Source organism: Rhizobium rhizoryzae (genome assembly GCF_011046895.1).
In the GTDB taxonomy this organism is placed as follows: Bacteria; Pseudomonadota; Alphaproteobacteria; order Rhizobiales; family Rhizobiaceae; genus Neorhizobium; species Neorhizobium rhizoryzae.
Genome location: NZ_CP049250.1, coordinates 1,006,105 through 1,030,470 on the forward strand (window position 1 = coordinate 1,006,105; position 24,366 = coordinate 1,030,470).

A 24,366-nucleotide genomic window follows, 5' to 3' on the forward strand; every position below is an offset into this window, starting at 1 on the left:
CTACTTGGAAAGCGCCATCGCCAAATCCGCCCGGACGAATTCCGCGACTTCGTTCGCTGCCCGGTTCTCCGCATCCCGATAGGCGCGCAACTTCGCAAATTCCTGATTGCTGAGATCAAGCAGTGCGGTCGATGAGCGGGTCGCCGATTTCAGCACTTGACCATCTTTTATTCGTGTCAGTGCATAGGTGGCAGAGACGGTGACGCGCCCCGGAAGAACCGCCGCTGCGATTTCGTCGTCGAGGATATTGGCGCGGGTGGACGTGACGGAGAGTTGAAGCTGATATTCAGCGAGTGCAGGTTCACCAGCCCCACCACCCGTCAGGAAGACAAGACGATTACGAACCTCTTGTCCGACTCGGTCACCGAGAGGGTTGATCTTGATGGCAGCCATCTTCACCGGAACTCCTCCGGCCGAAGAATAGAGCGGGCGAGCCTGGCAGCCCGCAAGGGCTGCCACAATTGCAATCGATGCCACGGCGCGACCGATTTGCCGCAGGGCGGAAGAACGCTCAAACAACAATGTTGATGATCCTCTGTGGGACGATAATGATCTTCTTCGGTGCGCTACCGGAAAGAGCAGCCTGAACCGCCTCCAGCTGCAGGACCGCAGCTTGAACCGCATTCTGGTCTGCGTCACGCGCGATTGTCAATTCGGCACGCTTCTTTCCGTTAATTTGGACCGGAAGAGTGACCTCGTTATCAGCAACCAGAACCGGGTCGAAGGCAGGCCAGGTGGCTTCTGCGACAAGACCTTGATTGCCGAGCACGGACCAGCACTCTTCCGCAAGATGGGGGGTCATCGGCGCGACGATCTGGATCAGGATATGTGCAGCTTCACGGACAGCAGCTACGTAAGCATCATCCTGAGTGCCTGCTGCCACCTGCGTCAGCGGAGATGCAAGAGTGTTCACCAGTTCGTAGATGCGTGCAACGGCCTTGTTGAACGCCAGCTTGTCATAGTCCTGTTGAACGGCCTGCAAAGTCTTGTGTGCGGCCTGTGAAACAGACAGCGCAGCGCCTTCCTTGGCAGGGTTCGCCGCAACCTTGCTCAAAACAGGTGCCGCTTCCGAGATCAGGCGCCAGACGCGCTGGACGAACCGGTGCGAGCCCTCAACTCCGGCTTCAGACCAGATCACATCGCGATCGGGAGGCGAGTCGGACAACACGAAGAAGCGGGCAGTGTCGGCACCATAGGAAGCGATGATGTCGTCGGGATCCACGACGTTCTTCTTCGACTTCGACATCTTTTCAATCGAGCCGATGGCCACTTCCGCACCGGAACTCAAGAGGAAGGCTTTGCGGGCACCATCAACTTCTTCAATACGGATATCCGCGGGTGCGACCCACTGGCCGCTCTGGCCTTCGCCGAGGCGGTAGGTTTCATGAACCACCATGCCCTGCGTAAAGAGGCCCTTGAAGGGTTCCTTGAGGTCGAGATGACCCGTCTCGCGCATGGCGCGCGTAAAGAAGCGCGAATACAGGAGATGCAGGATCGCATGCTCGATGCCGCCGATGTACTGGTCCACGGGAAGCCATCGGTTGGCCACTGCCGGATCTGTCGGATTGTCTTCCCAGGGCGCTGTGAAGCGGGCGAAGTACCAGCTGGAATCCACAAAGGTATCCATCGTGTCCGTCTCACGACGAGCAGGCTTGCCACAGCATGGGCACGCCACATTGCGCCAAGTCGGGTGACGGTCCAGCGGGTTTCCGGGTACATCGAAGGTCACGTCATCCGGAAGCTGAACGGGCAGATCTTTCTTCGGCACCGGGACGACGCCACAGTCTTCGCAATGAATGACCGGGATCGGGCAACCCCAATAGCGTTGGCGAGAAACGCCCCAATCGCGCAGGCGGAAGTTCACCTTACGGGCAGCCTGCGGAGCGTTCCCAAGTTGCTGGGATGTCAGCAGATCGGCTACCTTCTGGAAGGCGGCGTCTGTCGTCAGACCATCCAGGAACCGGGAATTGATCATCACGCCGTCACCGTCATAGGCCTCGGTGCCCACGGTGAAGCTGGCTGCATCGCCACCTTCCGGCATGACCACTGGAACAACGGGAAGATCGTACTTGCGGGCGAAATCCAGGTCGCGCTGATCACCAGACGGGCAGCCGAAAATGGCGCCTGTGCCGTAATCCATCAGCACAAAATTCGCGATGTAAACCGGAACTTCCCAAGCCGGATCGAGCGGGTGCCTGACGAACAGGCCCGTATTGTAGCCCTTCTTCTCGGCTGTTTCGAGCGCGGCAAGCGACGTGCCCTGACGACGGCATTCCTCGCAGAAATCCTGGATCTCGCTGTTGGATGCCGCCAGTGCCTTGGCGACAGGGTGATCTGCCGAGATCGCGAGGAAGGATGCGCCAAACAGAGTGTCAGGACGGGTCGTATAGACTTCAATTTCGCTGCAGTCCGCAGCAATACGGCTTGCTTCCGCCAGTTCCCAGCGAATGGTCAGGCCTTCAGAGCGACCGATCCAGTTCTTCTGCATCAGACGCACTTTTTCCGGCCACTGGTCGAGGCCGTCCAGCGAATCAAGCAGATCCTGGGCGAATTCTGTAATCTTGAAGAACCACTGGGTCAGTTCGCGCTGTTCGACAAGGGCCCCCGAACGCCAGCCGCGCCCTTCGATGACCTGCTCATTGGCGAGAACAGTCTGATCGACCGGATCCCAGTTGACCTTGGACTGCTTGCGGTAAACCAGACCCTTTTCCATCATGTCGAGGAACAGGTGCTGCTGACGCTGATAGTAGGCCACGTCGCAGGTTGCGAACTCGCGCGCCCAATCCAATGAAAGGCCCATGGATTTCAGCTGGCCGCGCATGGTGGCAATGTTCTGATAGGTCCAGTCCTTTGGATGAACCTTGTTCTGCATGGCCGCGTTTTCCGCTGGCATGCCGAACGCATCCCAGCCCATGGGATGCAGAACGTTGAAACCACGCGCACGCTTGTAGCGAGCAACAACATCCCCCATGGCATAGTTGCGCACATGGCCCATATGGATGCGACCCGACGGATAGGGGAACATCTCAAGCACGTAATACTTGTCGCGCGTATCGCTGTTGTCTGTCTCGAAGGTTTTCGCTTCGGACCACTTTGCCTGCCAACGGGGTTCGGCATCCCGCGGATTGTAACGTTCGGTCGCCATTTCAGAGAATTCCGGGTATGAATAGAGTTGCGGTGACCTTCATCACGAAAGGCGTTGAGCGTCAAGTTTTTGAGGCTCGCGAGGGTCAGAACGCGATCAATCCCTTGGCATAGGGCGGCTTCCTCGCTAACTGCGTTGCAGCAGAATAATTGAGGCAAGGCGATGACTGTCGAAGAACGACTTCAGGACGTTAAGCAGAAGATTTCGATGGCGGAACGGGATGCGGGCCGCGCGGAGGCATCGGTAACGCTGGTTGCCGTTTCCAAAACCTTCGATGCTGATGCGATTCGCCCTGTTATTTCAGCCGGTCAGCGCGTGTTCGGTGAAAACCGTGTTCAGGAAAGCGAAGGAAAGTGGCCACAGCTGAAGGCGGAAACTCCTGGCATCGAGCTCCACCTTATTGGTCCTTTGCAATCGAACAAGGCGGCTGACGCGGTTGCGCTTTTTGATGTCATCGAAACCATTGACCGGGAGAAAATTGCCCGGGCCGTGGCAACAGAAATGCAAAAGCAAGGCAAGACAGTTCGGCTTTACGTGCAGGTCAATATCGGAATGGAGCCGCAAAAGGCCGGTATTGAGCCGAAACAGACGGTTGCTTTTGTCCATTTCTGCCGTGATGAACTGAAGCTGGAAATTGAGGGCCTGATGTGTATCCCACCCGCGGAAGATCATCCCGGTCCCTATTTCGCATTGCTTCGCAAGCTGGCGGAAGAGGCTGGCGTGTCCAAGCTCTCCATGGGAATGTCGGGTGACTTCGAAACGGCTATCGGTTTTGGTGCCACCAGCGTCCGGGTCGGTTCCGCAATTTTTGGTCATCGCTGATAAAGCGCAAGAGGCGTCCCTCTTTCGTCGGGCTTTCCACGCGCCTTCTGACCTCCTAATCTGTGCGCTCGAATATGTGCGGCAGACGATGGGAGGATCAGATGCACGCAAACAGCCGATATCGTGAGGTCTATCAGGACTGGCAACAGAACCCGCAAGCGTTCTGGGCGAAGCAAGCGGACAATCTTCACTGGTTCAAGCAGCCGGACAAGATTTTCGACGAATCGCAGGGCGTCTACGGGCGCTGGTTCGTCGGAGGCGAAACCAACACCTGCTATAACTGTCTCGACAGGCACGTAGCAGATGGCAAGGGTGCCCAGCCCGCCCTCATCTATGATAGCGCCATGACGGGCGAGAAGCGCGTCTATACCTATGACGAAGTGCTGACGGAAGTTCAGGCTATTGCTGCTGTTCTGCAAAACCTGGGCGTTGAAAAAGGCGACCGGGTCGTCATCTACATGCCGATGGTGGCAGAAGCGACGTTCTCCATGCTGGCTTGCGCGCGTCTCGGCGCGATCCACTCGGTGGTTTTCGGGGGCTTTGCGGCCCATGAGCTGGCAACGCGGCTGGATGACTCGCAGGCAAAGATCGTGATCAGCGCCAGCTGCGGATTGGAGCCCGGGCGCGTCGTTCCCTACAAGCCATTGCTCGATCAGGCCGTTGATATGGCAAGGGTCAAGCCGCAGGCCTGCATCATCCTGCAACGCGACCAGCATCATGCGGTGCTTCGGTATGAGCATGGCGACATGGATTTCGCTCAGGCGGTGGAGGCGGAGAAGGTCAAGGGCACACAGGTGCCTTGCGTTCCGGTTCTTGCAACGGATCCGCTTTACGTGCTCTACACGTCCGGAACGACCGGCCAGCCCAAAGGCGTCATACGCGATAATGGGGGCCATATGGTCGCCCTGCTCTGGAGCATGCGCAACTTCTTTGGCGTGAAACCCGGTGAAACATTCTGGGCGGCTTCGGATATCGGCTGGGTCGTTGGCCATTCCTATATCGTCTACGGGCCGCTGATTGCGGGGAATGCCAGCGTCATCTTCGAAGGCAAGCCGATCGGCACCCCGGATGCTGGCACCTATTGGCGTGTCGTGCAGGATCACGACGTCAAGGTCATGTTCACCGCTCCGACGGCCTTCCGCGCTATACGCCGGGAGGATGGCGATGGTGAACATATTGAGCGCTACGATACGTCTGGCTTGCGGGCTCTGTTTCTGGCGGGTGAACGGGCCGATACCGAGACCATCAAGTGGGCCGAACGCATGCTGAAGGTGCCGGTGATCGATCACTGGTGGCAGACCGAAACAGGATGGCCTGTTGCCGGAAATCCTGTTGGGCTCGGTCTCATGCCCGTCAAATATGGTTCCCCTACTCTTCCCATGCCCGGTTATGACCTCCAGGTGGTGGACGATGCCGGATACCCGGTCCCTGCCAATACGCTTGGTAACATCGTCCTCAAACTGCCGCTTCCGCCGGGATGTCTGGTCAGCTTCTGGAATGCGGACGATCGATTCCGTACGTCCTGCCTGGAGGAGTTTCCAGGCTACTACAAAACCGCGGACGCCGGTCTGGTGGATGAAGACGGCTATGTATTCGTCATGGCGCGGACCGACGACATCATCAACTGCGCCGGTCACCGTCTGTCGACAGGAGCCATGGAAGAAGTCTGCGCCATGCATCCTGATGTGGCGGAGTGTGCCGTCATCGGCGTCGCCGATGCGCTGAAAGGTCAGATTCCGTGCGGCTTTCTTGTGCTCAAGGCCAAGGTTGATCGTGATGAAAAACTGATTGCCAAGGAAATCGTGGAGCTCGTCCGCAACGAAATCGGTCCCGTCGCCGCTTTCAAGAATGTCATGGTCGTGACGCGTCTGCCCAAGACACGGTCCGGCAAAATCTTGCGTGGCACCATGCAGAAGATTGCGGATGGACTACCTTGGAAAATGCCCGCGACCATCGATGACCCTACTATTCTTGATGAGATCAGCGAAATCCTGCAGAAGCATGGATATTGCGAGCCTCAGAAAGCTCTAGCCGGCTAACCAAAATAGAAAGTCAGATTCTCTTCCAATAAAAAAGCCGGCTCGTAAGGCCGGCTTCTTCAATTCGATCCACCAAAGATCAGAAGCGATCTTCTTCCTCTTCGTCATCCCGACGCGTGGACTTGAGCGATGAAAGCTTGGCGAAGACGGCGTCCGCATCCAGTTCTTTCTCTTCTTCCCGCTCGTAACGGTAACCGAGATTTTCGGTCTCATTCGCGGCCTGCAGTGTCGCGCCGAGTTCCGCAGCTGTCGGCAGCGGACGGTTCTTCGATGCACGTTCTACTTCCAGATCCAGATCGATCTGGCTGCAAAGGCCCAGTGTAACCGGATCCATCGGCGTCAGGTTAGCGGCGTTCCAATGGGTACGCTCGCGGATCTGCTCGATGGTCGATTTTGTCGTCCCGACCAAACGTGAGATCTGCGTGTCTTTCAGTTCCGGATGGTTGCGAACCAGCCAGAGAATGGCATTCGGACGATCCTGACGCTTAGAAACCGGGGTGTAACGCGGGCCGCGGCGCTTCGATTCCGGAACGCGAACCTTCGGCTCGGAAAGCTTCAGCTTGTAGTTGATATCTTTCTCGGCGCGTGCGATCTCGTCGCGGGAAAGCTGGCCGGTCGCGATCGGGTCCAGGCCCTTGATGCCCTGCGCTGCTTCACCATCCGCAATTGCTTTCACTTCGAGCGGATGCAGCTTGCAAAACTGAGCGATCTGATCGAAGGAGAGTGCCGTGTTGTCAACCAGCCATACTGCGGTTGCCTTCGGCATAAGCAATTGTTGAGCCATGGATATGATCCTTCTATCGTCCGCGCCGGTGTCGCGAGCCGTGGGTAGTTAACCACAATTTCCGGGAATTCGTCGCGTCTATAACTCGATTGCGATCAAATTGCAATTGTCATGCAGGCATGACCCTTTGTCTAATTGCCGCCATCGCTGCAGATGATAAGAATGCGGACAAGAGGGACATCTGCGCGCTGGACGTGCAATGTCGGGAGCATGAGGAGGAAAGCATGACGGAAAAAGTCTATCCTGTGCAGAAGGCAGTGAAGGCGCGCGCGCTGATCGACAAGGACAAGTACCTGAAATGGTACGAGGAAAGCGTTGAAAACCCTGACAAGTTCTGGGGCAAGCATGGCAAGCGCATTGACTGGTTCAAGCCCTACACAAAGGTCAAGAATACCTCCTTCAAGGGTAAGGTCTCCATCAAGTGGTTTGAAGACGGCCTGACCAATGTTTCCTACAACTGCATCGACCGTCACCTGAAAACTCATGGTGAGCGGACCGCCATCATCTGGGAAGGCGATAATCCGTACATCGACAAGAAGATCACGTATAACCAGCTCTACGACCAGGTTTGCCGCCTGGCGAACGTCATGAAAAAACATGGCGTCAAGAAAGGTGACCGCGTCACCATCTACATGCCGATGATTCCAGAAGCCGCCTATGCCATGCTGGCCTGCGCCCGCATCGGTGCAGTTCACTCTGTGGTGTTCGGCGGTTTCTCGCCGGAAGCTCTGGCGGGCCGCATCGTGGATTGCCAGTCAACCTTCGTCATCACCTGCGATGAAGGTGTCCGCGGTGGAAAGCCGGTGCCGCTAAAGGAAAATACCGACAAGGCGATCCATATCGCTGCACGTCAGTATGTTACCGTTTCCAACGTTCTGGTCGTGCGCCGTACCGGTGGCAAGATCAACTGGGCACCAGGCCGCGACCTTTGGTACCATCAGGAAATCGCCAGCGTAAAAGGCCATTGCGAACCCGTGAAGATGAAGGCGGAAGATCCGCTTTTCATTCTTTACACCTCAGGTTCGACCGGCAAACCCAAAGGTGTTCTGCACACCACCGGCGGCTATCTCGTTTACGCTGCCATGACCCATGAATACGTCTTCGACTATCATGACGGTGACATCTACTGGTGCACAGCCGATGTGGGCTGGGTCACGGGCCATTCCTATATCGTCTATGGTCCACTGGCGAATTGCGCCACCACGCTGATGTTCGAAGGCGTACCGAACTTTCCGGATCAGGGCCGCTTCTGGGAAGTGGTCGACAAGCACAAGGTCAACATCTTCTATACCGCGCCGACCGCCATCCGCTCCCTGATGGGGGCTGGCGACGAGTTCGTCACCCGATCGAACCGCACAAGCCTTCGTCTGCTCGGGACCGTTGGTGAGCCCATCAACCCGGAAGCCTGGGAATGGTACTACAATGTGGTGGGCGAGAAACGCTGCGCCGTGGTCGATACCTGGTGGCAGACGGAAACGGGCGGCCACATGATTACGCCGCTACCAGGAGCGACGGATCTGAAACCCGGTTCGGCCACCCTGCCCTTCTTCGGCATCAAGCCGCAACTGGTTGATAACGAAGGCAATGTGCTTGAGGGTGCCGCTGACGGCAATCTCTGCATCACCGATAGCTGGCCGGGACAGATGCGCACCGTGTACGGCGATCACGAGCGTTTCATCCAGACCTATTTCTCCACCTACAAGGGCAAGTACTTCACGGGTGACGGTTGCCGCCGTGATGCGGACGGCTACTATTGGATCACGGGTCGCGTGGATGATGTTCTGAACGTTTCCGGCCACCGTCTCGGGACGGCGGAAGTCGAGTCCGCGCTGGTTTCGCATCATCTTGTTTCCGAAGCAGCAGTGGTTGGGTATCCGCACAACGTCAAGGGACAGGGCATTTATTGCTATGTGACGTTGATGGAGGGCAACGAGGGCACAGACGCGCTGCGCCAGGAGCTCGTGAAGCATGTGCGTCAGGAAATCGGTCCCATCGCCTCACCTGACAAGATCCAGTTCGCGCCCGGTCTACCCAAGACGCGCTCCGGCAAGATCATGCGCCGCATCCTGCGCAAGATTGCTGAAGACGATTTCGGCGCGCTGGGCGATACCTCCACGCTGGCCGATCCGGGTGTTGTCGACGATCTGATCGCCAACCGGCAGAACAAGGCGCCAGCCGCCGCTTGAACTATCCATCGAGGGGCCGGCGCAAGCCGGCCCCTTGCTCATTCATTGCTGGCCAGTTGGCAGAAATCATTCTTCCGGCCCTGCCCGGAATAGCTGGCGGCGAAACCGGCAGCCATCATTTCACGGGCTGGATCACGTCCATCTTGCAGTACGACGTCAGCAACGATGCGGCCGAAATATTTGTCGGCCGAAATGCGGGTCAGTTTGACGGTTGACGAGGCACCGGCCATCTCTTCCAGAAAGTGTTTCGCTGCTTCAGCCGCCTCTTGTCCGCGTGCGCATTTCGACTTCAGTTCCGGCGTGTCGATACCTCGAAGCCGAACATAGACCTCCACGCTTTGCTGCGGCCACGGTCGCGCTGTTACCAGAATTGTGTCGCCATCAATGACGCGGATCACCTCCGCGGATACGGGACCTTCAACCACAGCGCCTGCTTCTACGGCAGCCGCTTCGGCGCATACTAGGAATATGATCAAAACAAGAGATAATATTGAGCGCATAAAGGAAACTATTCCTTTATGCGAGGGCGCGTCAATAGGAATTATCACCTATGAATTTTGTCAGATATGGATGCCGGGAGCCTCGCGTCCTGTCCGCTCGACATATTCCAGATAGCCACCTTCATAGCGCTCCACGCCGTCCGGAGTGACTTCCAGAACTCGGTTGGAAAGCGCACCGAGGAAGTGACGGTCGTGGCTGACAAAAAGCATGGTGCCTTCGAACGAGGAGAGTGCCTTGATCAGCATTTCCTTGGTATCGATGTCCAAGTGGTTCGTCGGTTCGTCCAGCACCAGCAGGTTTGGCGGGTCAAAAAGCATGGCCGCCATGACAAGCCGTGCCTTTTCGCCTCCAGACAGAACACGGCACCGCTTTTCGACATCGTCTCCCGAAAAACCGAAGCAGCCGGAAAGAGCACGCAAAGGTGCCTGTCCGGCTTTCGGGAAACGCTCTTCCAGCCATCCAAGCACTGTGTTTTCACCATCCAGCAAATCCATCGAGTGCTGGGCGAAATAGCCGAGCTTGACGCTGGCACCGATAGTCACGGTTCCTGCGTCCGGCTCCGTGCCGCCAGTCACCAGCTTCAGCAGGGTCGATTTTCCGGCACCGTTGACCCCCATGATGCACCAACGCTCGCGACGACGGATCATGAAATCCAGCCCGTTGTAGATCACGCGGCTGCCATAGGCTTTGTGGATTCCTTTGATGTTGACGACATCTTCCCCCGAGCGGGGTGCAGGCAAAAAGTCGAAGGCGACGGTTTGACGGCGTCTTGGCGGCTCAACCCGGTCGATCTTGTCCAGCTTCTTGACGCGGCTTTGCACCTGCGCTGCGTGAGACGCACGCGCCTTGAAGCGTTCGATGAATTTGATTTCTTTCGCCAGCATGGCCTGCTGACGCTCGAACTGGGCCTGTTGCTGCTTTTCATTCTGTTCGCGCTGACGCTCATAAAAGGTGTAATCGCCCGAATAGGTGTTCAGCGATCCCGCGTCGATCTCGATGATCTTGTTGACGATGCGGTTCATGAACTCGCGGTCGTGCGAGGTCATGAGCAATGCTCCGTCATAGGTCTTCAGGAAATTTTCGAGCCAGATCAGGCTTTCAAGGTCCAGGTGGTTACTCGGTTCGTCGAGCAGCATCACATCAGGCCGCATTAGCAGGATACGGGCGAGCGCAACGCGCATCTTCCAGCCACCGGAGAGCTTCGAGACGTCACCATCCATCATTTCCTGGCTGAAGGAGAGACCGGCGAGAACCTCGCGCGCGCGTCCATCCAGTCCGTAGCCATCCAGTTCCTCATAGCGGGCCTGCACCTCGCCATAACGCTCGATGATCGTATCCATCTCGTCCATCCGATCGGGATCCGACATGGCGGCTTCAAGATCATGCAGTTCTGCGGCCACTTCGCTGACTGGCCCTGCCCCGGCCATCACCTCCGCCACGGCAGAACGGCCCGACATTTCACCGACGTCCTGATCGAAATACCCGATGGTGACCCCGCGATCCACGGAAACCTGGCCTTCATCCGGCTGCTCCTCGCCGGTAATCATGCGGAAGAGCGTTGTTTTGCCCGCACCGTTCGGCCCGACAAGACCGATTTTCTCACCGCGGTTCAGCGCTGCCGAGGCTTCGATATAAAGCAGCCGATGACTGTTCTGCTTGGAGATGTTCTCAATGCGGATCATGATATTCGAAATCCTTGCAGACGGCAGGAAGTTGGGCAAGCTATGTCAGAGGCGGCAGGAACCGTCCCTCTGTTTAAAGTGACTTGGCCAGCGATTTGGGTCCAAGAGGCTGCGTGAACGGCAAAAGCGCAGCAATGTCAATCTTTTTCCTTGACAGTACACAAGTGCTCACGTATCCCCCGACGCATCTGGATATAGGCCCGTAAAAGGTCTTTACTTCGATAGGGCGAAAGCTCAATTCACCGGCAGACCGGTTCTAAGATCTTTCTTCGAATCCTGCTCAAACGTGGACTGATAAAAAGACGGCCGCTTGCCATGGGCGGGCAGAGCCGGATCGAACATGAAAGGATAAAAAATGTTCGCAGTCATCAAGACCGGCGGTAAGCAGTACCGCGTAGCGGCAAATGATGTCGTTACAATTGAAAAGCTGGACGTCGCCGCTGGCGAAGTTGTCGAATTCAACGAAGTCCTGGTTATCGGCGAAGGCGCTGATGCCAAGATCGGCGCGCCTTTCGTGGCTGGCGCCGTGGTCAAGGCTGAAGTGGTCGAGCATAACCGTGGTGCGAAGGTTCTGTCCTTCAAGAAGCGTCGCCGTCAGAATTCCAAGCGTATTCGCGGTCATCGCCAGCATCACACGGTTGTTCGCATCACCGCGATCAACGCCTGATCGTTCGGTAGGATTTTCGAAGGTTTAAAGGAGAACTCCAATGGCACATAAAAAAGCTGGCGGTTCATCGCGTAACGGTCGCGATTCTGAATCCAAGCGCCTTGGCGTGAAGAAGTTTGGCGGCGAAGCTGTGCTCGCTGGCAACATCATCGTGCGTCAGCGCGGTACGCAGTGGCATCCGGGCGCCAATGTTGGCCTCGGCAAGGACCACACCATTTTTGCGCTTACAGCAGGCAATGTGAACTACCGTACGAAGGCCAATGGCCGCGTGTACGTGTCTGTGATGCCGAAAGCGGAAGCAGCGGAATAATAGCCGGTAGCGCGTTAAAACAGCCGGCGTCACATCGACCCGGCTGATACCCGCAAAAGGTTCAGACCAGAAAAAAGGGAAGATGGGACGCCAAACCCACCTTCCCTTTTTCTTTTCCCACAAGGAGGACTGAACCATGCAAGCGGAATTGTTACGGAGCGGCCAAAGCCGGTCGCCCGAGGAGCGGTTGAGACCGCAACGGTTAAGAAGCGATTGCCCTGTCTTATTGTCGCAGAGACTTGTTCTCCGCGCCCCTCATGAAGAAGACATCGACGCCCTTTCCCATCTCGCCAACAACGCCAACATCGCCACCATGGTGGCCCGTATGCCTCACCCGTATACGGCAAAAGACGCTGCAGACTTCGTGCGACGCGCGAAACTCGGCGAGATCGGCAAGTGCGTCTATGCCATCACGCGAGGAGATAATGGAGCGTTTCTAGGCTGCTGCGGTCTTGAGCCCCATCCGGGCGATCCGCAGACAGTCGAGCTTGGCTACTGGCTTGGTGAACCCCACTGGAATCAGGGATATGCCACGGAAGCAGCGCACGCCCTGATTGATATGGCATTCCGGACACGCGACATCGACCATATCGATGCACGGTGCCGGGTGACCAATATCGCATCGCGCCGGGTCATCCAGAAGTGCGGTTTCCAGTTTCAAGGTTCCGGCATGGTTGGCTCGCTCGCCATGGGTGGAATGGTGCCTGTCGAGTGGTTCCGGTTGGATCGCAAGACCTGGATGTCGTTGAAGAGCTGGGGGGAAATGCGATGAATGCCGCAGTTCTCGAACGTCCGCGCCTGGTCGTACCGAAGCTTGGGCCCTGCCCTATAGTTGAAACAAGACGGCTGGTCTTGCGTCCGCATCAGGCCGCTGATGCGGATGCGATTGCGCAATCGCTCGATGACTGGCAGGTCACCCGCATGTTGTCGCGCGTCCCCGCTCCCTATAGCAGGGGTGATGCGCAGGACTGGCTGAACATGGTGCTTGGCACGAACGACTGGCATTTCGCCATCACTGAAGGCGATGGTGTGCATATCGGTTGTGTGAGCATCGAACTTCGGCATGGGCGCTGGCATCTGGGTTACTGGCTCAACCGCTTCTATTGGGGTCAGGGGCTGATGACGGAAGCAGTGTCGGCAGTGCTCGACCGGTTCTTCCGTCGTATGCCGCAAACCGAACTCTTTTCGGGTGCCTTCGCTGATAACGCCGGTTCGCTTCGCATTCAGGAGAGAATGGGGTTTTCCATCGTCGGCTGCTCGGATCTCTTCAGCATGGCCCGCAATGCCATGGCCCCGCATCTTGAAACCCGGTTGCGTCCCGAAGACTTTCGGAGGCCTTGATCGGCCATAAGTCGCCCCGGCGAGACAAAATAACTGCCTCGCCGGGTGCAAATCAAGCTGATGACGCGATAGGCTTTGACCTCACCGCCAAGCAGCGATAACGAAAACAGCACATTTTCCTGCATACCCATTCAACTCCGAGAAGACGGCTCAAAACATCATGAAGTTCCTCGACGAAGCAAAAGTCTTTATCCGCTCCGGCGATGGTGGCGCAGGTGCAGTTTCCTTCCGGCGTGAGAAGTTCGTCGAATTTGGTGGCCCGGACGGCGGTGATGGCGGTCGCGGTGGCGACGTATGGGTCGAGGCGGTCAACGGCCTCAACACGCTGATCGATTACCGTTTCCAGCAGCATTACAAGGCGGGCACCGGCATTCACGGCATGGGTCGTAACCGTACCGGCGCAAACGGTGCGAGCGTCACCCTCAAGGTTCCGGTGGGAACGCAGATCTTCGAGGAAGATAATGAGACGCTGATCATCGATATGGTCACGGAGGGGCAGCGCTTTCGCCTCGCTGCGGGCGGCAATGGCGGTTTCGGCAACGCATACTTCAAATCTTCCACGAATCAGGCGCCCGACTGGGCAAATCCCGGTCTTCCCGGTCAGGAAAAGACCATCTGGCTTCGTCTCAAGCTGATTGCCGACGCCGGTCTGGTCGGCCTGCCCAATGCCGGCAAGTCTACCTTTCTGGCAACGGTAACGCGCGCTCGGCCTAAGATCGCCAATTACCCGTTTACGACACTGCACCCCAACCTCGGCGTTGCGACGATTGATGGACGTGAGTTCATCCTGGCCGACATTCCCGGTTTGATCGATGGCGCCCATGAAGGTGTTGGTCTGGGTGATCGCTTCCTGGGCCATGTGGAGCGGACGCGCGTTCTTCTGCATCTGGTGTCGGCGCAGGAGGAAAATGTCGGACAGGCCTACAAGACTGTGAAGCACGAGTTGAACGCCTATGGCGGCGGCTTGGAGGACAAGCCTGAAATCGTAGCTCTCTCGCAGATCGATGTTCTTGATCAGGCCGAGATCAAGAAGAAGGCGAAGGAATTGCAGAAGGCGTGCGGAAAGCCTCCGCTTCTTCTCTCCGCCGCTGCCCATATGGGTATGACCGAGGCGCTACGCGCACTGCGTGATGTGATTGTTGAATCGGCTGGAGAGACAGCCCTTCCTGACCGCAGTCAGCACCCTGCGGAGAATGCCGATACCGACGAGGATGACGCCTGAGATGACACTGCAGCGCAAGCCTATCGCAAAACATCGCCGCATCGTCATCAAGATTGGCTCTGCTTTGCTGGTCGATCGCAAGTCGGGTCTCAAGAAGGAATGGCTGGATTCGGTTTGTGCCGATATTGCCGCTTTGCGGGCTCAGGATATCGATGTGCTTGTCGTTTCTTCGGGCGCCATTGCACTGGGACGGACGGTCCTCGAGCTTCCCGGCGGCGCCTTGAAGCTGGAGGAAAGCCAGGCGGCTGCCGCAGTCGGTCAGATTGCACTGGCGCGCGCCTGGTCAGAAAGTCTGTCGCGCGATGACATCATCGCCGGGCAGATCCTCCTGACGCTGGGCGATACCGAAGAACGTCGCCGCTATCTGAATGCGCGTGCGACGATCAACCAGTTGTTGAAGCTCGGTTCTGTGCCGATCATCAATGAGAACGATACGGTCGCCACGTCCGAAATCCGCTACGGCGATAACGACCGGCTGGCGGCGCGTGTGGCCACCATGACCGGTGCGGACCTGTTGATCCTTCTCTCGGATATCGATGGGCTTTATACCGCCCCGCCGCATCTCGATCCGAACGCCCAGTTCCTGCCCGTCATACCCGCGATCACAGCGGAGATCGAGGCCATGGCCGGCGGCGCGGCCTCAGAACTGTCGCGTGGTGGAATGCGCACAAAAATCGATGCGGGCAAGATCGCGACCGCTGCCGGTTGCGGCATGATCATCGCATCCGGCAAGACTGCGCATCCTTTGAAGGCTATCGAAAGCGGCGCGCGCTCCTCATTCTTCGCGCCATCCGGAACGCCCGTGACGGCACGAAAGACCTGGATTGCCGGGCAGCTTCAGCCTGCCGGTGAACTTACCGTTGATGCTGGTGCTGAAAAAGCGCTCGCTTCCGGCAAGAGCCTGCTTCCTGCCGGTGTCCGGTCCATTAGCGGACAGTTCAGCCGCGGGGACACAGTTGCTGTGATCGGTGTGTCAGGCCGTGAAATAGCGCGTGGACTGGTGAGCTATGATGCCGATGAGGCGCGACAGATCGCTGGCCGTAAATCCGGCGAGATTGAGCAAATCCTGGGCTATGCCGGACGCGCAGCCATGGTGCATCGGGATGATCTCGTCATCACCGGCATGATTGCCAATGAAAATGAAGCCGTACGGGAGGAGGATGCCAATGCTTGACAAGGTGCAATCGAGCGATATCGATACGCTGATGCTGGCAATGGGCGAACGCGCCCGCTTGGCTGCCCGCAAACTTGCCGTTGCTTCGACAGATCAGAAGAACAAAGCGCTGAACGCCGCTGCCGATGCGATACTTTCATCTGTAGCAACAATTCTGGAGGCCAATGCCCTCGATCTGGAGGCCGTGGCAGACAAGGGTTTGCAGCCGTCGTTCATTGATCGTCTGACGTTGAATGAAAAGCGTGTAACCGAAATGGCCGAGGGGCTGCGGGCTATTGCAGCCCTGCCCGATCCGGTTGGCAATGTGATTGCGGATTGGGAGCGTCCTAACGGATTGAAAATCGAGCGCGTGCGCACGCCGCTCGGCGTGATCGGCGTCATCTACGAAAGCCGACCGAACGTGACCGCCGATGCAGGTGCATTGTGCCTGAAGGCTGGCAATGCTGTCATTCTGCGGGGCGGATCAGACTCGCTTAATTCATCGCAAGCGATCCATCGCTGCCTTTCCGCAGGGCTTCGCGCAGCAGGCTTGCCGGAAGACTCCATACAGTTGGTGGCGATTGCCGATCGTGCCGCGGTTGGGGCGCTACTCTCCGGTCTGAATGGTGCGGTGGATGTCATCGTACCGCGCGGTGGCAAAAGTCTGGTGGCGCGTGTGCAAACAGAGGCGCGCGTACCGGTCTTCGCCCATCTTGAAGGGCTCTGCCACATCTATGTGGACGCCTCTGCGGATCTCGATATGGCCGTCAAGGTGGTCGTGAATGCCAAGATGCGCCGTACCGGCATCTGTGGTGCCGCCGAAACCCTGCTGGTCGATCGTGCGGTAGCCGCGACACATTTGCAGCTGATCCTTTCGGCTCTCATCGAGAAGGGATGCGAAGTCCGGGCCTCGGAAGAGGTGAGCGCCCAGATCGAGGGGCTTAAGGCTGCAAGTGAGGAAGACTGGCGGACCGAGTATCTCGAAGCCATTATCTCCGTGAAGCTGGTGGATGGTATCGATGGCGCGATCGAACACATCAACACCTATTCGTCCAACCATACGGAAGCTGTGATTGCTGAAGATCCGCAGGTTGTTGCGCGCTTCTTCAATGAGATCGACTCCGCGATCCTCCTGCACAATGCATCGACCCAGTTTGCCGATGGAGGCGAATTCGGTATGGGCGGCGAGATCGGCATCGCCACAGGCAAGATGCATGCCCGTGGTCCGGTTGGGGTGGAGCAGTTGACGTCTTTCAAGTACCGGGTGCACGGCACCGGCCAGATCCGGCCCTGAACTGGTGACGGTAGAGGTCGCGCTTCAGTCGTATCTGACCATGCCGCATGTGGAGCGCGGCATGGTGGTGGGCCTTTTCGGGGGATCTTTCAATCCGCCGCATGACGGCCACAGGCTTGTTGCCGAAATCGCACTGAAGCAATTGCGGCTTGATCAACTCTGGTGGATGGTCACGCCGGGCAATCCCCTGAAAAGCCGTTCGATCCTCTTGCCTCTCGAGGAGCGGATCCGTCTCAGTGAGGAACTGACGCGAAACCGCCGCATCCGCGTTACTGCTTTCGAGGAACGCCTTCAGACAGGTTTCACGGCTCAAACCATCGACCACGTTTTGTCGCGCAATCCGGGCGTACACTTCGTCTGGATCATGGGGGCGGATAGTCTCAAGACGTTTCATCGATGGCAGAGGTGGCGGCACATTGCCGCAAGCCTGCCGATTGCTGTCATAGACCGGCCGGGTGCTACCCTGTCTTTTCTGTCGTCGCCCGCTGCAAGGGCTCTCAGCCACTCGCGTATCGATGAATCCGATGCAGGTATTCTGGCACATAGAACGCCGCCCCGCTGGACCTTTATCCATGGGCCCCGATCAAGCCTCAGTTCGACAGCTATCCGTCAAGGTACGCCAGGAAACTGATGCCTTGAAAGATTAACCATTCAGTGCCACCTTCATAGTGCGGACCCCATCGAAACGGATTCGCGGATGTGCCTGTTCTGTCATTGAGGAAAGGAAAAACCCTGACAACAGTACATGCTAAGGGAAGAACGTCTCGCGTTCCTCCGAAGAGCCTGGAACGTGGCGCCGATGCTGCCGCCCGTGCTCTTGAACTGGTCCTCGCCAGCGTTGAGGACTCCAAAGCCGAAGATATCGTCTCCATCAACATTGCTGGAAAGTCTGCGCTTGGCGACTACATGGTCGTCGTCACAGGGCGATCGAACCGGCATGTCTCGGCAATCGCCGACCACTTGCTCCGCGACCTGAAGGACGAGGGCTTCGGCCCCGCCCGCGTCGAAGGGCTTGAGGCAGGCGATTGGGTGTTGATTGACACCGGCGATGTGATCGTCCATGTGTTCCGGCCAGAAATCCGGGAGTTCTACAACATCGAAAAGATGTGGGCTGCTCCGGACGAGGAAGAGACACGCCACTAAGCGACAATGGATTGAGATCCGGTCGCTGCCGATGAAATGATCCTGTCGGCGCGTCTGCGGACGTGGCAGGCGGTACATTGATCGGCCTTGAACGGATAGAATCCATGAAGATTGGCCTCTTTGCGGTCGGGCGACTGAAGTCCGGCCCTGAAAAGGAACTTGCGGCGCGATATCTCGACCGTTTTGCCAAGGCTGGTCCTGGGGTCAGCCTGGAACTTGGTCGTGTGATCGAGGTTAACGAGAGCCGCGCATCAGGCGCTGAAACGCGCAAGCGGGAAGAGGCCGGGCTTCTTGAAAGGAGCCTGAGCGACGGTGCAGTGCTTGTCCTCCTCGATGAGCGGGGGAAATCGCTCGACAGTCCCACGTTCGCGAACCTTCTCGGGAAGTTTCGGGATCAGGGAAAACGCGAAATGCTGCTGGCAATCGGTGGGGCGGATGGACTGGATCCTGCTCTCTACGATCGTGCAGATGCAATCATCAATCTCGGAACCATGACGTGGCCGCACCAATTGGTGCGGATTCTAGTGGCGGAGCAGCTCTATCGCGCCGTGACCATTCTTTCCGGCCATCCCTATCACCGCGTCTGACCAACAAGAACACGATCTTGTTTCTGGTTCTATTTACCAAATCAGTCTAGCTTTGCCGGATTGATCTTTTGACGGGTACAGATGCTGGTCAGGCAAGCGACATCTAGAGTGGCAATTTCGCTAGGCACGGCTATTCTGTTGGCCTGTGGCAATGCGGGCATTGCCGTTGCCCAGCAGGCTCCTCCTTCCCCGTCCGCAGAGCCTTCTACCTCATCCTTACCAATTGACGTCCTTCAGTCGAAGCGCGACCAGACCCGCGCTGAGTTGGAGGCCCTGTCGAAGACCATGTCAGTGTCGACGGATGCGGCTCGATCGATCGAAGCTGCGATTGCCGATCTGGACAAGACGAGCGCGTCCCTTCGGCAGGCTCTTATTGACGCCGCTACGCGTCGCAAGGACTATGAGGCAAAGGTTCAGACAAGCGAGAAAAAGCTGACCGATCTTAAGATAAAGCAGGAGACTATCCGTGCATCGCTGAGAGAGCGACGCAGCGTGCTCGCCGAAGTCTTAGGTGCGCTCGAGCGCATGGGACGCAATCCGCCTCCTGCTCTGCTCGTTTCCCCCGAGGATGCCCTGGGCTCGGTGCGCAGCGCTATTCTTCTCGGCGCGGTCGTGCCGGGCATGCGGGTTCAAGCTGAAAAGCTTATGGCCGATTTGCAAGGCCTGGCCGATGTTCAACGCGATGTGGCGGATGAGCGTGGCAAGGCCAGTGCCGCCATTCAGGCCGGGCTCGAGGAAGATCGACGCATAGCGCTGCTGCTGGAGGAGAATGCCAAGCAGAATGCTGTCAAATCTGCCAGCCTTGCCGAGGAAAGACGTAAGGCCCAGGAACTTGCCGGAAAAGCGACCAATCTCGAGGGGCTTATTCAATCACTCGAGAGCGAAATTTCCTCGGTTCGCCTTGCCATGGAACGCGCAAAACGTGAGGAAGAACGGCAAAAGCAGCTGACGGCGGAAGAGCGCGAGAGGGCGCGTCAGCTGGCTGAAAACGGCGTGCCCGACAAAAACCGCATTGCCCCCGCATATCCCTTCGCCAGCCTCAAGGTGAAACTTGCCTATCCGGTTGAGGGTGATCTGCTTCGGTCGTTTGGTGACCCCGATGGTACGGGCCACCCAGCCCGCGGATTGACACTCGCCTCCAGCGCCGGTGCTGTGGTAACAGCCCCAGCCGATGGAACGGTGGTTTTCGCCGGAGCCTTCCGCAGTTATGGTCAGATGATTATCCTGAATGCGGGCGAGGGCTACCACCTCGTCATGACTGGAATGGACAAAGTGAACGTTCAACCGGGAATGTTCGTATTCTCTGGTGAGCCCATTGCCACAATGGGTGAGAAAAGAGTGGCAAGCGCAACCGCGTTGGCGCTGGAAACGGATCGACCGACGCTTTACATTGAATTCCGAAAGGACGGCAACCCGATCGATTCGAAGCCGTGGTGGGCCGTTAAAGAAACTGGAAGGGCACGAAATGATTCGTAGGGCTTCACTTGTCATCGTCGGGGCGCTGCTCGGCGCCACGGCCATGAGCGTCGTCTACTCTGCTGGCGTGCCTGCCCAGGCCGCAGGGTCTTCGACCTATCGTGAGCTATCTATTTTTGGCGATGTCTTCGAGCGTGTGCGTGCTCAGTATGTGACGCCGCCGGACGAGCAGAAGCTGGTGGAGAATGCGATCAACGGAATGTTGTCGTCGCTCGATCCGCATTCCAGCTACATGAACGCCAAGGATGCGGCTGATATGCGCGTCCAGACCAAGGGTGAATTCGGTGGCCTTGGTATCGAAGTCACGATGGAAAATGAACTCGTCAAGGTGATTACGCCGATTGACGATACGCCTGCCGCAAAGGCCGGTGTTCTGGCTGGTGACTTCATCTCCGAAATCGACGGAAAGCCTGTTCGCGGCCTGAAGCTGGAAGATGCTGTGCAGAAGATGCGCGGTCCGGTCAACACGCCGATCAAGCTGACGATCCTGCGCAAGGGCGCTGACAAGCCGATCGAACTGACTGTCGTTCGTGACATCATCGCCGTACAGGCTGTCAAGTCGCGCATCGAAGGTGGGAATGTCGGATATCTGCGTGTGATCTCCTTTACAGAGAAGACCTATGACGACCTCGAGAAGGCCATCAAGAAGATCAAGGCGCAGGTTCCTGCCGATCAGCTGAAGGGCTACGTGCTTGACCTTCGATTGAATCCCGGCGGTCTGCTCGATCAGGCCATCAACGTTTCCGATGCCTTCCTGGAACGCGGCGAAGTGGTTTCCACGCGCGGCCGCAATCCCGAGGAAACCCGCCGCTTCAATGCTGGTCCGGGCGACCTGACCGATGGCAAGCCGGTTATCGTGCTCGTCAATGGCGGTTCGGCCTCGGCCTCCGAAATCGTCGCCGGCGCTCTTCAGGATCTGAAGCGAGCAACGGTGGTCGGTACCCGGTCCTTCGGCAAGGGTTCTGTCCAGACGATTATTCCGATGGGTGAAGCCGGTGCCCTCCGTTTGACGACGGCGCTGTATTACACTCCTTCGGGCAAGTCGATCCAGGGTACGGGCATCCAGCCGGACATCAAGGTCGATCAGCCTCTGCCTGCGGAACTGCAGGGCAAGTTGCGCACCGAGGGTGAATCGAGCCTGCCGGGCCATATCCAGGGCCAGAATGAGACCGATGAGGGCTCAGGTTCCGCGGCTTACGTTCCGCCGGAAGCCAAGGATGACGTGCAGTTGACCTATGCGCTCGATCTTCTGCGCGGGAACAAGTCGGACCCATCCTTCCCGCCGCAGCAGCAGAAGGCTGCTCAGGCGAAGCCTGCGGATGCAAAACCCGCAGAAGCCAAGCCCGCACCGGCTCCGGCCAAGCCTTAATCGCATCAAGCCACCCTCCGGCACGCTGGAGGGTGGCTCTTTCTTCCAAGAATAGTGTCAAGGCGGAACGATCCGGTGGGGACAGATCTTCGCGCTCCTCTCGGGCAGAATAGAAAGAAGCCTGGTCGTTCCAGATCCGGCGGCCTGACAGCAATGTTTGCTGCTCTCGTGTTCGGAAGCGGCATGCTTGGTTTGTCGTTTTATGCCATGCGAGCGCAAAAGCTGGAGCAGGCTCCCGCCACGGAAGTAACCGTCGCGGTTCCCCCTGCCGAACCGGCCCCACCGACGCAGCGGCCTGATCAGAAACAGCTTCAGACAAACGGGCAAGCGGGCGCAAATATCGAACGTAGTCTCATGGATGACGGTTCGATCATCACCAAGATCACACCACGTTCGAGGCCGGGCGAGGGGCCGCTCATCATCAATGCCCAGCGTTTCGGTCAGGATCCTCGCATGGCAACCTTGCCGAATGAGGATTTGCTCGAGGTTAGTCCCTTCGGGAAATTGCCAATCAAGGGCCATGATGGTCTTCGTCCGATGGAGCAATATGCGCGGCCCTGGTCCGGTGCGCGCGGCACGCGGATTGCGATCGTGATCGGTGGGCTCGGGCTCAGCCAGACGGGCACACAGCGCGCCATTGAAGATCTGCCGGGTGAGGTAACCTTTGCATTCGCGGCTTCCGGCAATAGCCTTCAGCGCTGGATGCAGGAGGCGCGCCGCAAAGGACACGAGCTTCTGATACAAATTCCGATGGAACCCCTTGATTATCCGGCAAATGATCCCGGCCCGTTGACCCTCGTCACGGCGGACGGCACCAAAGCCAATCTGAGCCGGCTTCATGAAGCCATGGGCAAGATCACCAATTACACGGGGATCGTCAATTATCTCGGCGCCGGCTATCTCTCCAACCCGTCTGCCGTGGAACCGGTTTTGCGCGATACGGCAAAGAGAGGCCTTCTGTTTCTGGATGACGGATCTTCCGCCCGCACGGTTACGGAAAAGGTGGCCAAACCCTTGGACGCCCCCTATGCCTTTGCCGATATCACCATAGATGGACAGCTCGATCGCCAGGCCATCCTCCGAAAACTGGATGAACTGGAGCGCGTCGCGCAACGAAAGGGGACCGCCATCGGCATGGGCTCGGCTTTCGACGAGACGATCGATGCAGTTGCGGAATGGGCCAAAGAGGCGCAAGGGCGCGGTATCGAGATCGTGGGGGTTGCGTCCCTCGTGTCAGATAAGTCGGAATGAGAAGGAGCTATCATGAGCAAGAAGCCAGTGTCTGCGGACGAGCTTCCGTACCGCCCCTGCGTCGGTGTCATGGTGCTGAATCGCGAGGGACTCGTATGGGTGGGTCGCAGGCTTTCTGAAGACAATAGTGAGTCCGATGGTTCGCCACAGCTCTGGCAGATGCCGCAAGGCGGTATCGACAAGGGCGAAGACCATCTGGAAGCAGCCTACCGCGAATTGTTCGAAGAAACAGGCATTCGGTCTGTCTCTTTGCTGAGAGAGGCTCCCGACTGGATCTATTACGATCTTCCAAGCCATCTCATCGGTATTGGTCTGAAGGGGAAATATCGCGGGCAAAAGCAACGCTGGTTTGCGTTCCGCTTCGAAGGCGATGAGTCGGAGATCAATATCGAGCACCCGCCAGCGGGCCAGCATCAGGAATTCGACGCCTGGGCATGGAAGCCGATGGCCGACCTGCCTGAACTGATCGTCTCGTTCAAGAAAAAGGCCTATATAGAGGTTGTTGCTGCGTTCAGCGATTTGGCAGGCAGCAAAGGTTGATCATTCTCAACCGATGGACTGCCGCAAATGGTCAACAACCGCTCTGACAGGACCTGAATTTTTAAGATCGTTATGGATTACGAGCCACGCCTCACGCACCAGTGGCTTGGCATCAGGATCAACGCTGAAGAGGCCATGCTGCTCCGGGGCGAGGAAATCCGGTAGCATTGCGATACCGGCACCGGCCTTGGCGAGGGCGAACTGTACCATCACGTCGCTGGAGCGGAAAGTATAGGGTCGGCCATGGGCAATTTGCTCAAGAGCCTGCTGCTGAGGTGAATCTCGCACATCGCCATCAGATCCGATCAATGGCATATCGCGACTATTCATTTTGTCTATCAGGTGAATACTGGCATAGGGCCTGAAGATGACTTCCATCAGTTTCACCAATGCAAGATCTCCTTCGACCGGGCGAGACAGTCTCACGGCGATGTCAGCCTCACGACGATTGAGAGACGCCTGCCTGGTTTCCGCCAAAAGCCGCACTGTCAAAAGCGGATAGCGATTTGCAAGCGAGGCGAGGCAAGGAGCGATCACGCAAACGGAAAGCGCTGGCGGCGCTGATATGGTGACTTCCCCTGCAATTTCATCCCGCTTGCCACGCAGTATGCGCTGGATGCCATCTGCTTCATCCCGCATTCGCATTGCGAGTGTCGCTATGCGTTGTCCATCATTGGTGAGTTGGAGACGACGTCCTCGTCTGTCGACCAGTTTAAGACCGGTTTTCTTTTCCAGGGCTTCGATCCGGCGCGAGACTGTCGCATGTTCGGTGCCGAGTGCCTTTGCTGCACCCAGAAGGCTGCCCTCTGAACACAAAGCGGCGAAGTGACGAAGGTCATCCCAATTCATTGTGC

Annotated in this window: 23 protein-coding genes; 17 read left to right on the forward strand and 6 right to left on the reverse strand. The window is 57.6% G+C overall.

Annotation, left to right across the window (positions count from 1 at the left end):
* Both G6N80_RS11035 and leuS read right to left on the reverse strand, forming a co-directional pair.
* On the reverse strand, positions 1 to 522 hold the full coding sequence (locus tag G6N80_RS11035; RefSeq protein WP_244484849.1) for an LPS assembly lipoprotein LptE: 522 nt from the start codon (positions 520 to 522) through the stop codon (positions 1 to 3).
* Entirely contained in the window at positions 512 to 3,145 is a 2,634-nt protein-coding gene (leuS, locus tag G6N80_RS11040; RefSeq protein WP_165133778.1) for a leucine--tRNA ligase, read from the reverse strand. The genes G6N80_RS11035 and leuS overlap by 11 nt, the downstream gene beginning before the upstream one ends.
* A 162-nt stretch (positions 3,146 to 3,307) precedes the next feature.
* Between leuS and G6N80_RS11045 the strand changes: the two genes are divergently transcribed.
* Both G6N80_RS11045 and G6N80_RS11050 read left to right on the forward strand, forming a co-directional pair.
* Positions 3,308 to 3,967, forward strand: a complete 660-nt coding sequence (locus G6N80_RS11045; RefSeq protein WP_062557262.1) for a YggS family pyridoxal phosphate-dependent enzyme — start codon at positions 3,308 to 3,310, stop codon at positions 3,965 to 3,967.
* Between the two features lie 101 nt (positions 3,968 to 4,068).
* Positions 4,069 to 6,006, forward strand: coding sequence for a propionyl-CoA synthetase (locus G6N80_RS11050; RefSeq protein WP_165133781.1), 1,938 nt, complete (start codon positions 4,069 to 4,071; stop codon positions 6,004 to 6,006).
* A gap of 79 nt (positions 6,007 to 6,085) precedes the next feature.
* Here G6N80_RS11050 and G6N80_RS11055 read toward each other — a convergent pair whose 3' ends face one another.
* The gene (locus G6N80_RS11055; protein ID WP_062557260.1) at positions 6,086 to 6,790 is read right to left on the reverse strand and encodes a DUF1013 domain-containing protein; all 705 of its coding nucleotides are present in this window, start codon (positions 6,788 to 6,790) and stop codon (positions 6,086 to 6,088) included.
* A 224-nt stretch (positions 6,791 to 7,014) separates the two neighbouring features.
* Here G6N80_RS11055 and acs point away from each other — a divergent pair, with 224 nt between their 5' ends.
* Complete coding sequence (gene acs / locus G6N80_RS11060; RefSeq protein WP_062557328.1) at positions 7,015 to 8,976, forward strand: acetate--CoA ligase; 1,962 nt, start codon at positions 7,015 to 7,017, stop codon at positions 8,974 to 8,976.
* A 38-nt stretch (positions 8,977 to 9,014) separates the two neighbouring features.
* On the opposite strand, the gene G6N80_RS11065 is transcribed toward acs, so the two are convergent.
* Both G6N80_RS11065 and G6N80_RS11070 read right to left on the reverse strand, forming a co-directional pair.
* Positions 9,015 to 9,401 carry a thermonuclease family protein gene (locus G6N80_RS11065; protein WP_246251473.1) on the reverse strand — a complete coding sequence of 129 codons (387 nt, stop codon included), beginning with the start codon at positions 9,399 to 9,401 and terminating at the stop codon, positions 9,015 to 9,017.
* A 135-nt stretch (positions 9,402 to 9,536) separates the two neighbouring features.
* Complete coding sequence (locus G6N80_RS11070) at positions 9,537 to 11,159, reverse strand: ABC-F family ATP-binding cassette domain-containing protein (RefSeq protein ID WP_062557258.1); 1,623 nt, start codon at positions 11,157 to 11,159, stop codon at positions 9,537 to 9,539.
* Positions 11,160 to 11,514: 355 nt separating this feature from the next.
* On the opposite strand from G6N80_RS11070, the gene rplU reads away from it, so the two are divergent.
* The 14 genes from rplU to G6N80_RS11140 all read left to right on the forward strand — a co-directional run bounded on the left by rplU (position 11,515) and on the right by G6N80_RS11140 (position 23,512).
* Complete coding sequence (rplU, locus tag G6N80_RS11075; protein ID WP_062557257.1) at positions 11,515 to 11,826, forward strand: 50S ribosomal protein L21; 312 nt, start codon at positions 11,515 to 11,517, stop codon at positions 11,824 to 11,826.
* Positions 11,827 to 11,866: 40 nt separating this feature from the next.
* Positions 11,867 to 12,136, forward strand: a complete 270-nt coding sequence (gene rpmA, locus G6N80_RS11080) for a 50S ribosomal protein L27 (RefSeq protein WP_062557256.1) — start codon at positions 11,867 to 11,869, stop codon at positions 12,134 to 12,136.
* A 136-nt stretch (positions 12,137 to 12,272) separates the two neighbouring features.
* Positions 12,273 to 12,908, forward strand: coding sequence for a GNAT family N-acetyltransferase (locus G6N80_RS11085; protein WP_062557255.1), 636 nt, complete (start codon positions 12,273 to 12,275; stop codon positions 12,906 to 12,908).
* Positions 12,905 to 13,477: a GNAT family N-acetyltransferase gene (locus tag G6N80_RS11090; protein ID WP_165133787.1), complete on the forward strand. Its 573-nt coding sequence runs from the start codon at positions 12,905 to 12,907 to the stop codon at positions 13,475 to 13,477. The genes G6N80_RS11085 and G6N80_RS11090 overlap by 4 nt, the downstream gene beginning before the upstream one ends.
* A gap of 160 nt (positions 13,478 to 13,637) precedes the next feature.
* Positions 13,638 to 14,699 carry a GTPase ObgE gene (obgE, locus tag G6N80_RS11095; protein ID WP_165133790.1) on the forward strand — a complete coding sequence of 354 codons (1,062 nt, stop codon included), beginning with the start codon at positions 13,638 to 13,640 and terminating at the stop codon, positions 14,697 to 14,699.
* Position 14,700: 1 nt separating this feature from the next.
* Entirely contained in the window at positions 14,701 to 15,873 is a 1,173-nt protein-coding gene (gene proB, locus G6N80_RS11100) for a glutamate 5-kinase (protein WP_165133793.1), read from the forward strand.
* Positions 15,866 to 17,146 carry a glutamate-5-semialdehyde dehydrogenase gene (locus G6N80_RS11105; RefSeq protein WP_165133796.1) on the forward strand — a complete coding sequence of 427 codons (1,281 nt, stop codon included), beginning with the start codon at positions 15,866 to 15,868 and terminating at the stop codon, positions 17,144 to 17,146. The genes proB and G6N80_RS11105 overlap by 8 nt, the downstream gene beginning before the upstream one ends.
* 40 nt (positions 17,147 to 17,186) lie before the next feature.
* Positions 17,187 to 17,777: a nicotinate-nucleotide adenylyltransferase gene (locus G6N80_RS11110; protein WP_062557327.1), complete on the forward strand. Its 591-nt coding sequence runs from the start codon at positions 17,187 to 17,189 to the stop codon at positions 17,775 to 17,777.
* Between the two features lie 68 nt (positions 17,778 to 17,845).
* On the forward strand, positions 17,846 to 18,289 hold the full coding sequence (rsfS, locus tag G6N80_RS11115; RefSeq protein ID WP_082547382.1) for a ribosome silencing factor: 444 nt from the start codon (positions 17,846 to 17,848) through the stop codon (positions 18,287 to 18,289).
* Between the two features lie 104 nt (positions 18,290 to 18,393).
* The gene (rlmH, locus tag G6N80_RS11120) at positions 18,394 to 18,876 is read left to right on the forward strand and encodes a 23S rRNA (pseudouridine(1915)-N(3))-methyltransferase RlmH (protein ID WP_165133799.1); all 483 of its coding nucleotides are present in this window, start codon (positions 18,394 to 18,396) and stop codon (positions 18,874 to 18,876) included.
* A gap of 81 nt (positions 18,877 to 18,957) precedes the next feature.
* Positions 18,958 to 20,352: a murein hydrolase activator EnvC family protein gene (locus G6N80_RS11125; protein WP_062557249.1), complete on the forward strand. Its 1,395-nt coding sequence runs from the start codon at positions 18,958 to 18,960 to the stop codon at positions 20,350 to 20,352.
* On the forward strand, positions 20,342 to 21,721 hold the full coding sequence (locus G6N80_RS11130; protein ID WP_062557248.1) for a S41 family peptidase: 1,380 nt from the start codon (positions 20,342 to 20,344) through the stop codon (positions 21,719 to 21,721). Before G6N80_RS11125 ends, G6N80_RS11130 begins: the two co-directional genes overlap by 11 nt.
* A 75-nt stretch (positions 21,722 to 21,796) precedes the next feature.
* Positions 21,797 to 22,972 carry a divergent polysaccharide deacetylase family protein gene (locus G6N80_RS11135; protein ID WP_165133802.1) on the forward strand — a complete coding sequence of 392 codons (1,176 nt, stop codon included), beginning with the start codon at positions 21,797 to 21,799 and terminating at the stop codon, positions 22,970 to 22,972.
* A 12-nt stretch (positions 22,973 to 22,984) separates the two neighbouring features.
* Entirely contained in the window at positions 22,985 to 23,512 is a 528-nt protein-coding gene (locus G6N80_RS11140; protein WP_165133805.1) for an RNA pyrophosphohydrolase, read from the forward strand.
* 6 nt (positions 23,513 to 23,518) lie between these two features.
* On the opposite strand, the gene G6N80_RS11145 is transcribed toward G6N80_RS11140, so the two are convergent.
* The gene (locus G6N80_RS11145) at positions 23,519 to 24,361 is read right to left on the reverse strand and encodes a LysR family transcriptional regulator (RefSeq protein ID WP_062557245.1); all 843 of its coding nucleotides are present in this window, start codon (positions 24,359 to 24,361) and stop codon (positions 23,519 to 23,521) included.
* Positions 24,362 to 24,366 lie beyond the last annotated feature (5 nt).

Coding starts and splice junctions, on each gene's coding strand:
- G6N80_RS11070 (WP_062557258.1), bottom strand. CDS start 11,159: ATGATCCGCATTGAGAACATCTCCAAGCAGAACAGTCATCGGCTGCTT.
- G6N80_RS11145 (WP_062557245.1), bottom strand. CDS start 24,361: ATGAATTGGGATGACCTTCGTCACTTCGCCGCTTTGTGTTCAGAGGGC.
- obgE (WP_165133790.1), top strand. CDS start 13,638: ATGAAGTTCCTCGACGAAGCAAAAGTCTTTATCCGCTCCGGCGATGGT.
- G6N80_RS11045 (WP_062557262.1), top strand. CDS start 3,308: ATGACTGTCGAAGAACGACTTCAGGACGTTAAGCAGAAGATTTCGATG.
- G6N80_RS11050 (WP_165133781.1), top strand. CDS start 4,069: ATGCACGCAAACAGCCGATATCGTGAGGTCTATCAGGACTGGCAACAG.
- G6N80_RS11110 (WP_062557327.1), top strand. CDS start 17,187: ATGCCGCATGTGGAGCGCGGCATGGTGGTGGGCCTTTTCGGGGGATCT.
- rlmH (WP_165133799.1), top strand. CDS start 18,394: ATGAAGATTGGCCTCTTTGCGGTCGGGCGACTGAAGTCCGGCCCTGAA.
- G6N80_RS11125 (WP_062557249.1), top strand. CDS start 18,958: ATGCTGGTCAGGCAAGCGACATCTAGAGTGGCAATTTCGCTAGGCACG.
- G6N80_RS11140 (WP_165133805.1), top strand. CDS start 22,985: ATGAGCAAGAAGCCAGTGTCTGCGGACGAGCTTCCGTACCGCCCCTGC.
- G6N80_RS11085 (WP_062557255.1), top strand. CDS start 12,273: ATGCAAGCGGAATTGTTACGGAGCGGCCAAAGCCGGTCGCCCGAGGAG.
- rpmA (WP_062557256.1), top strand. CDS start 11,867: ATGGCACATAAAAAAGCTGGCGGTTCATCGCGTAACGGTCGCGATTCT.
- G6N80_RS11130 (WP_062557248.1), top strand. CDS start 20,342: ATGATTCGTAGGGCTTCACTTGTCATCGTCGGGGCGCTGCTCGGCGCC.
- rplU (WP_062557257.1), top strand. CDS start 11,515: ATGTTCGCAGTCATCAAGACCGGCGGTAAGCAGTACCGCGTAGCGGCA.
- G6N80_RS11105 (WP_165133796.1), top strand. CDS start 15,866: ATGCTTGACAAGGTGCAATCGAGCGATATCGATACGCTGATGCTGGCA.
- G6N80_RS11055 (WP_062557260.1), bottom strand. CDS start 6,790: ATGGCTCAACAATTGCTTATGCCGAAGGCAACCGCAGTATGGCTGGTT.
- leuS (WP_165133778.1), bottom strand. CDS start 3,145: ATGGCGACCGAACGTTACAATCCGCGGGATGCCGAACCCCGTTGGCAG.
- proB (WP_165133793.1), top strand. CDS start 14,701: ATGACACTGCAGCGCAAGCCTATCGCAAAACATCGCCGCATCGTCATC.
- acs (WP_062557328.1), top strand. CDS start 7,015: ATGACGGAAAAAGTCTATCCTGTGCAGAAGGCAGTGAAGGCGCGCGCG.
- G6N80_RS11090 (WP_165133787.1), top strand. CDS start 12,905: ATGAATGCCGCAGTTCTCGAACGTCCGCGCCTGGTCGTACCGAAGCTT.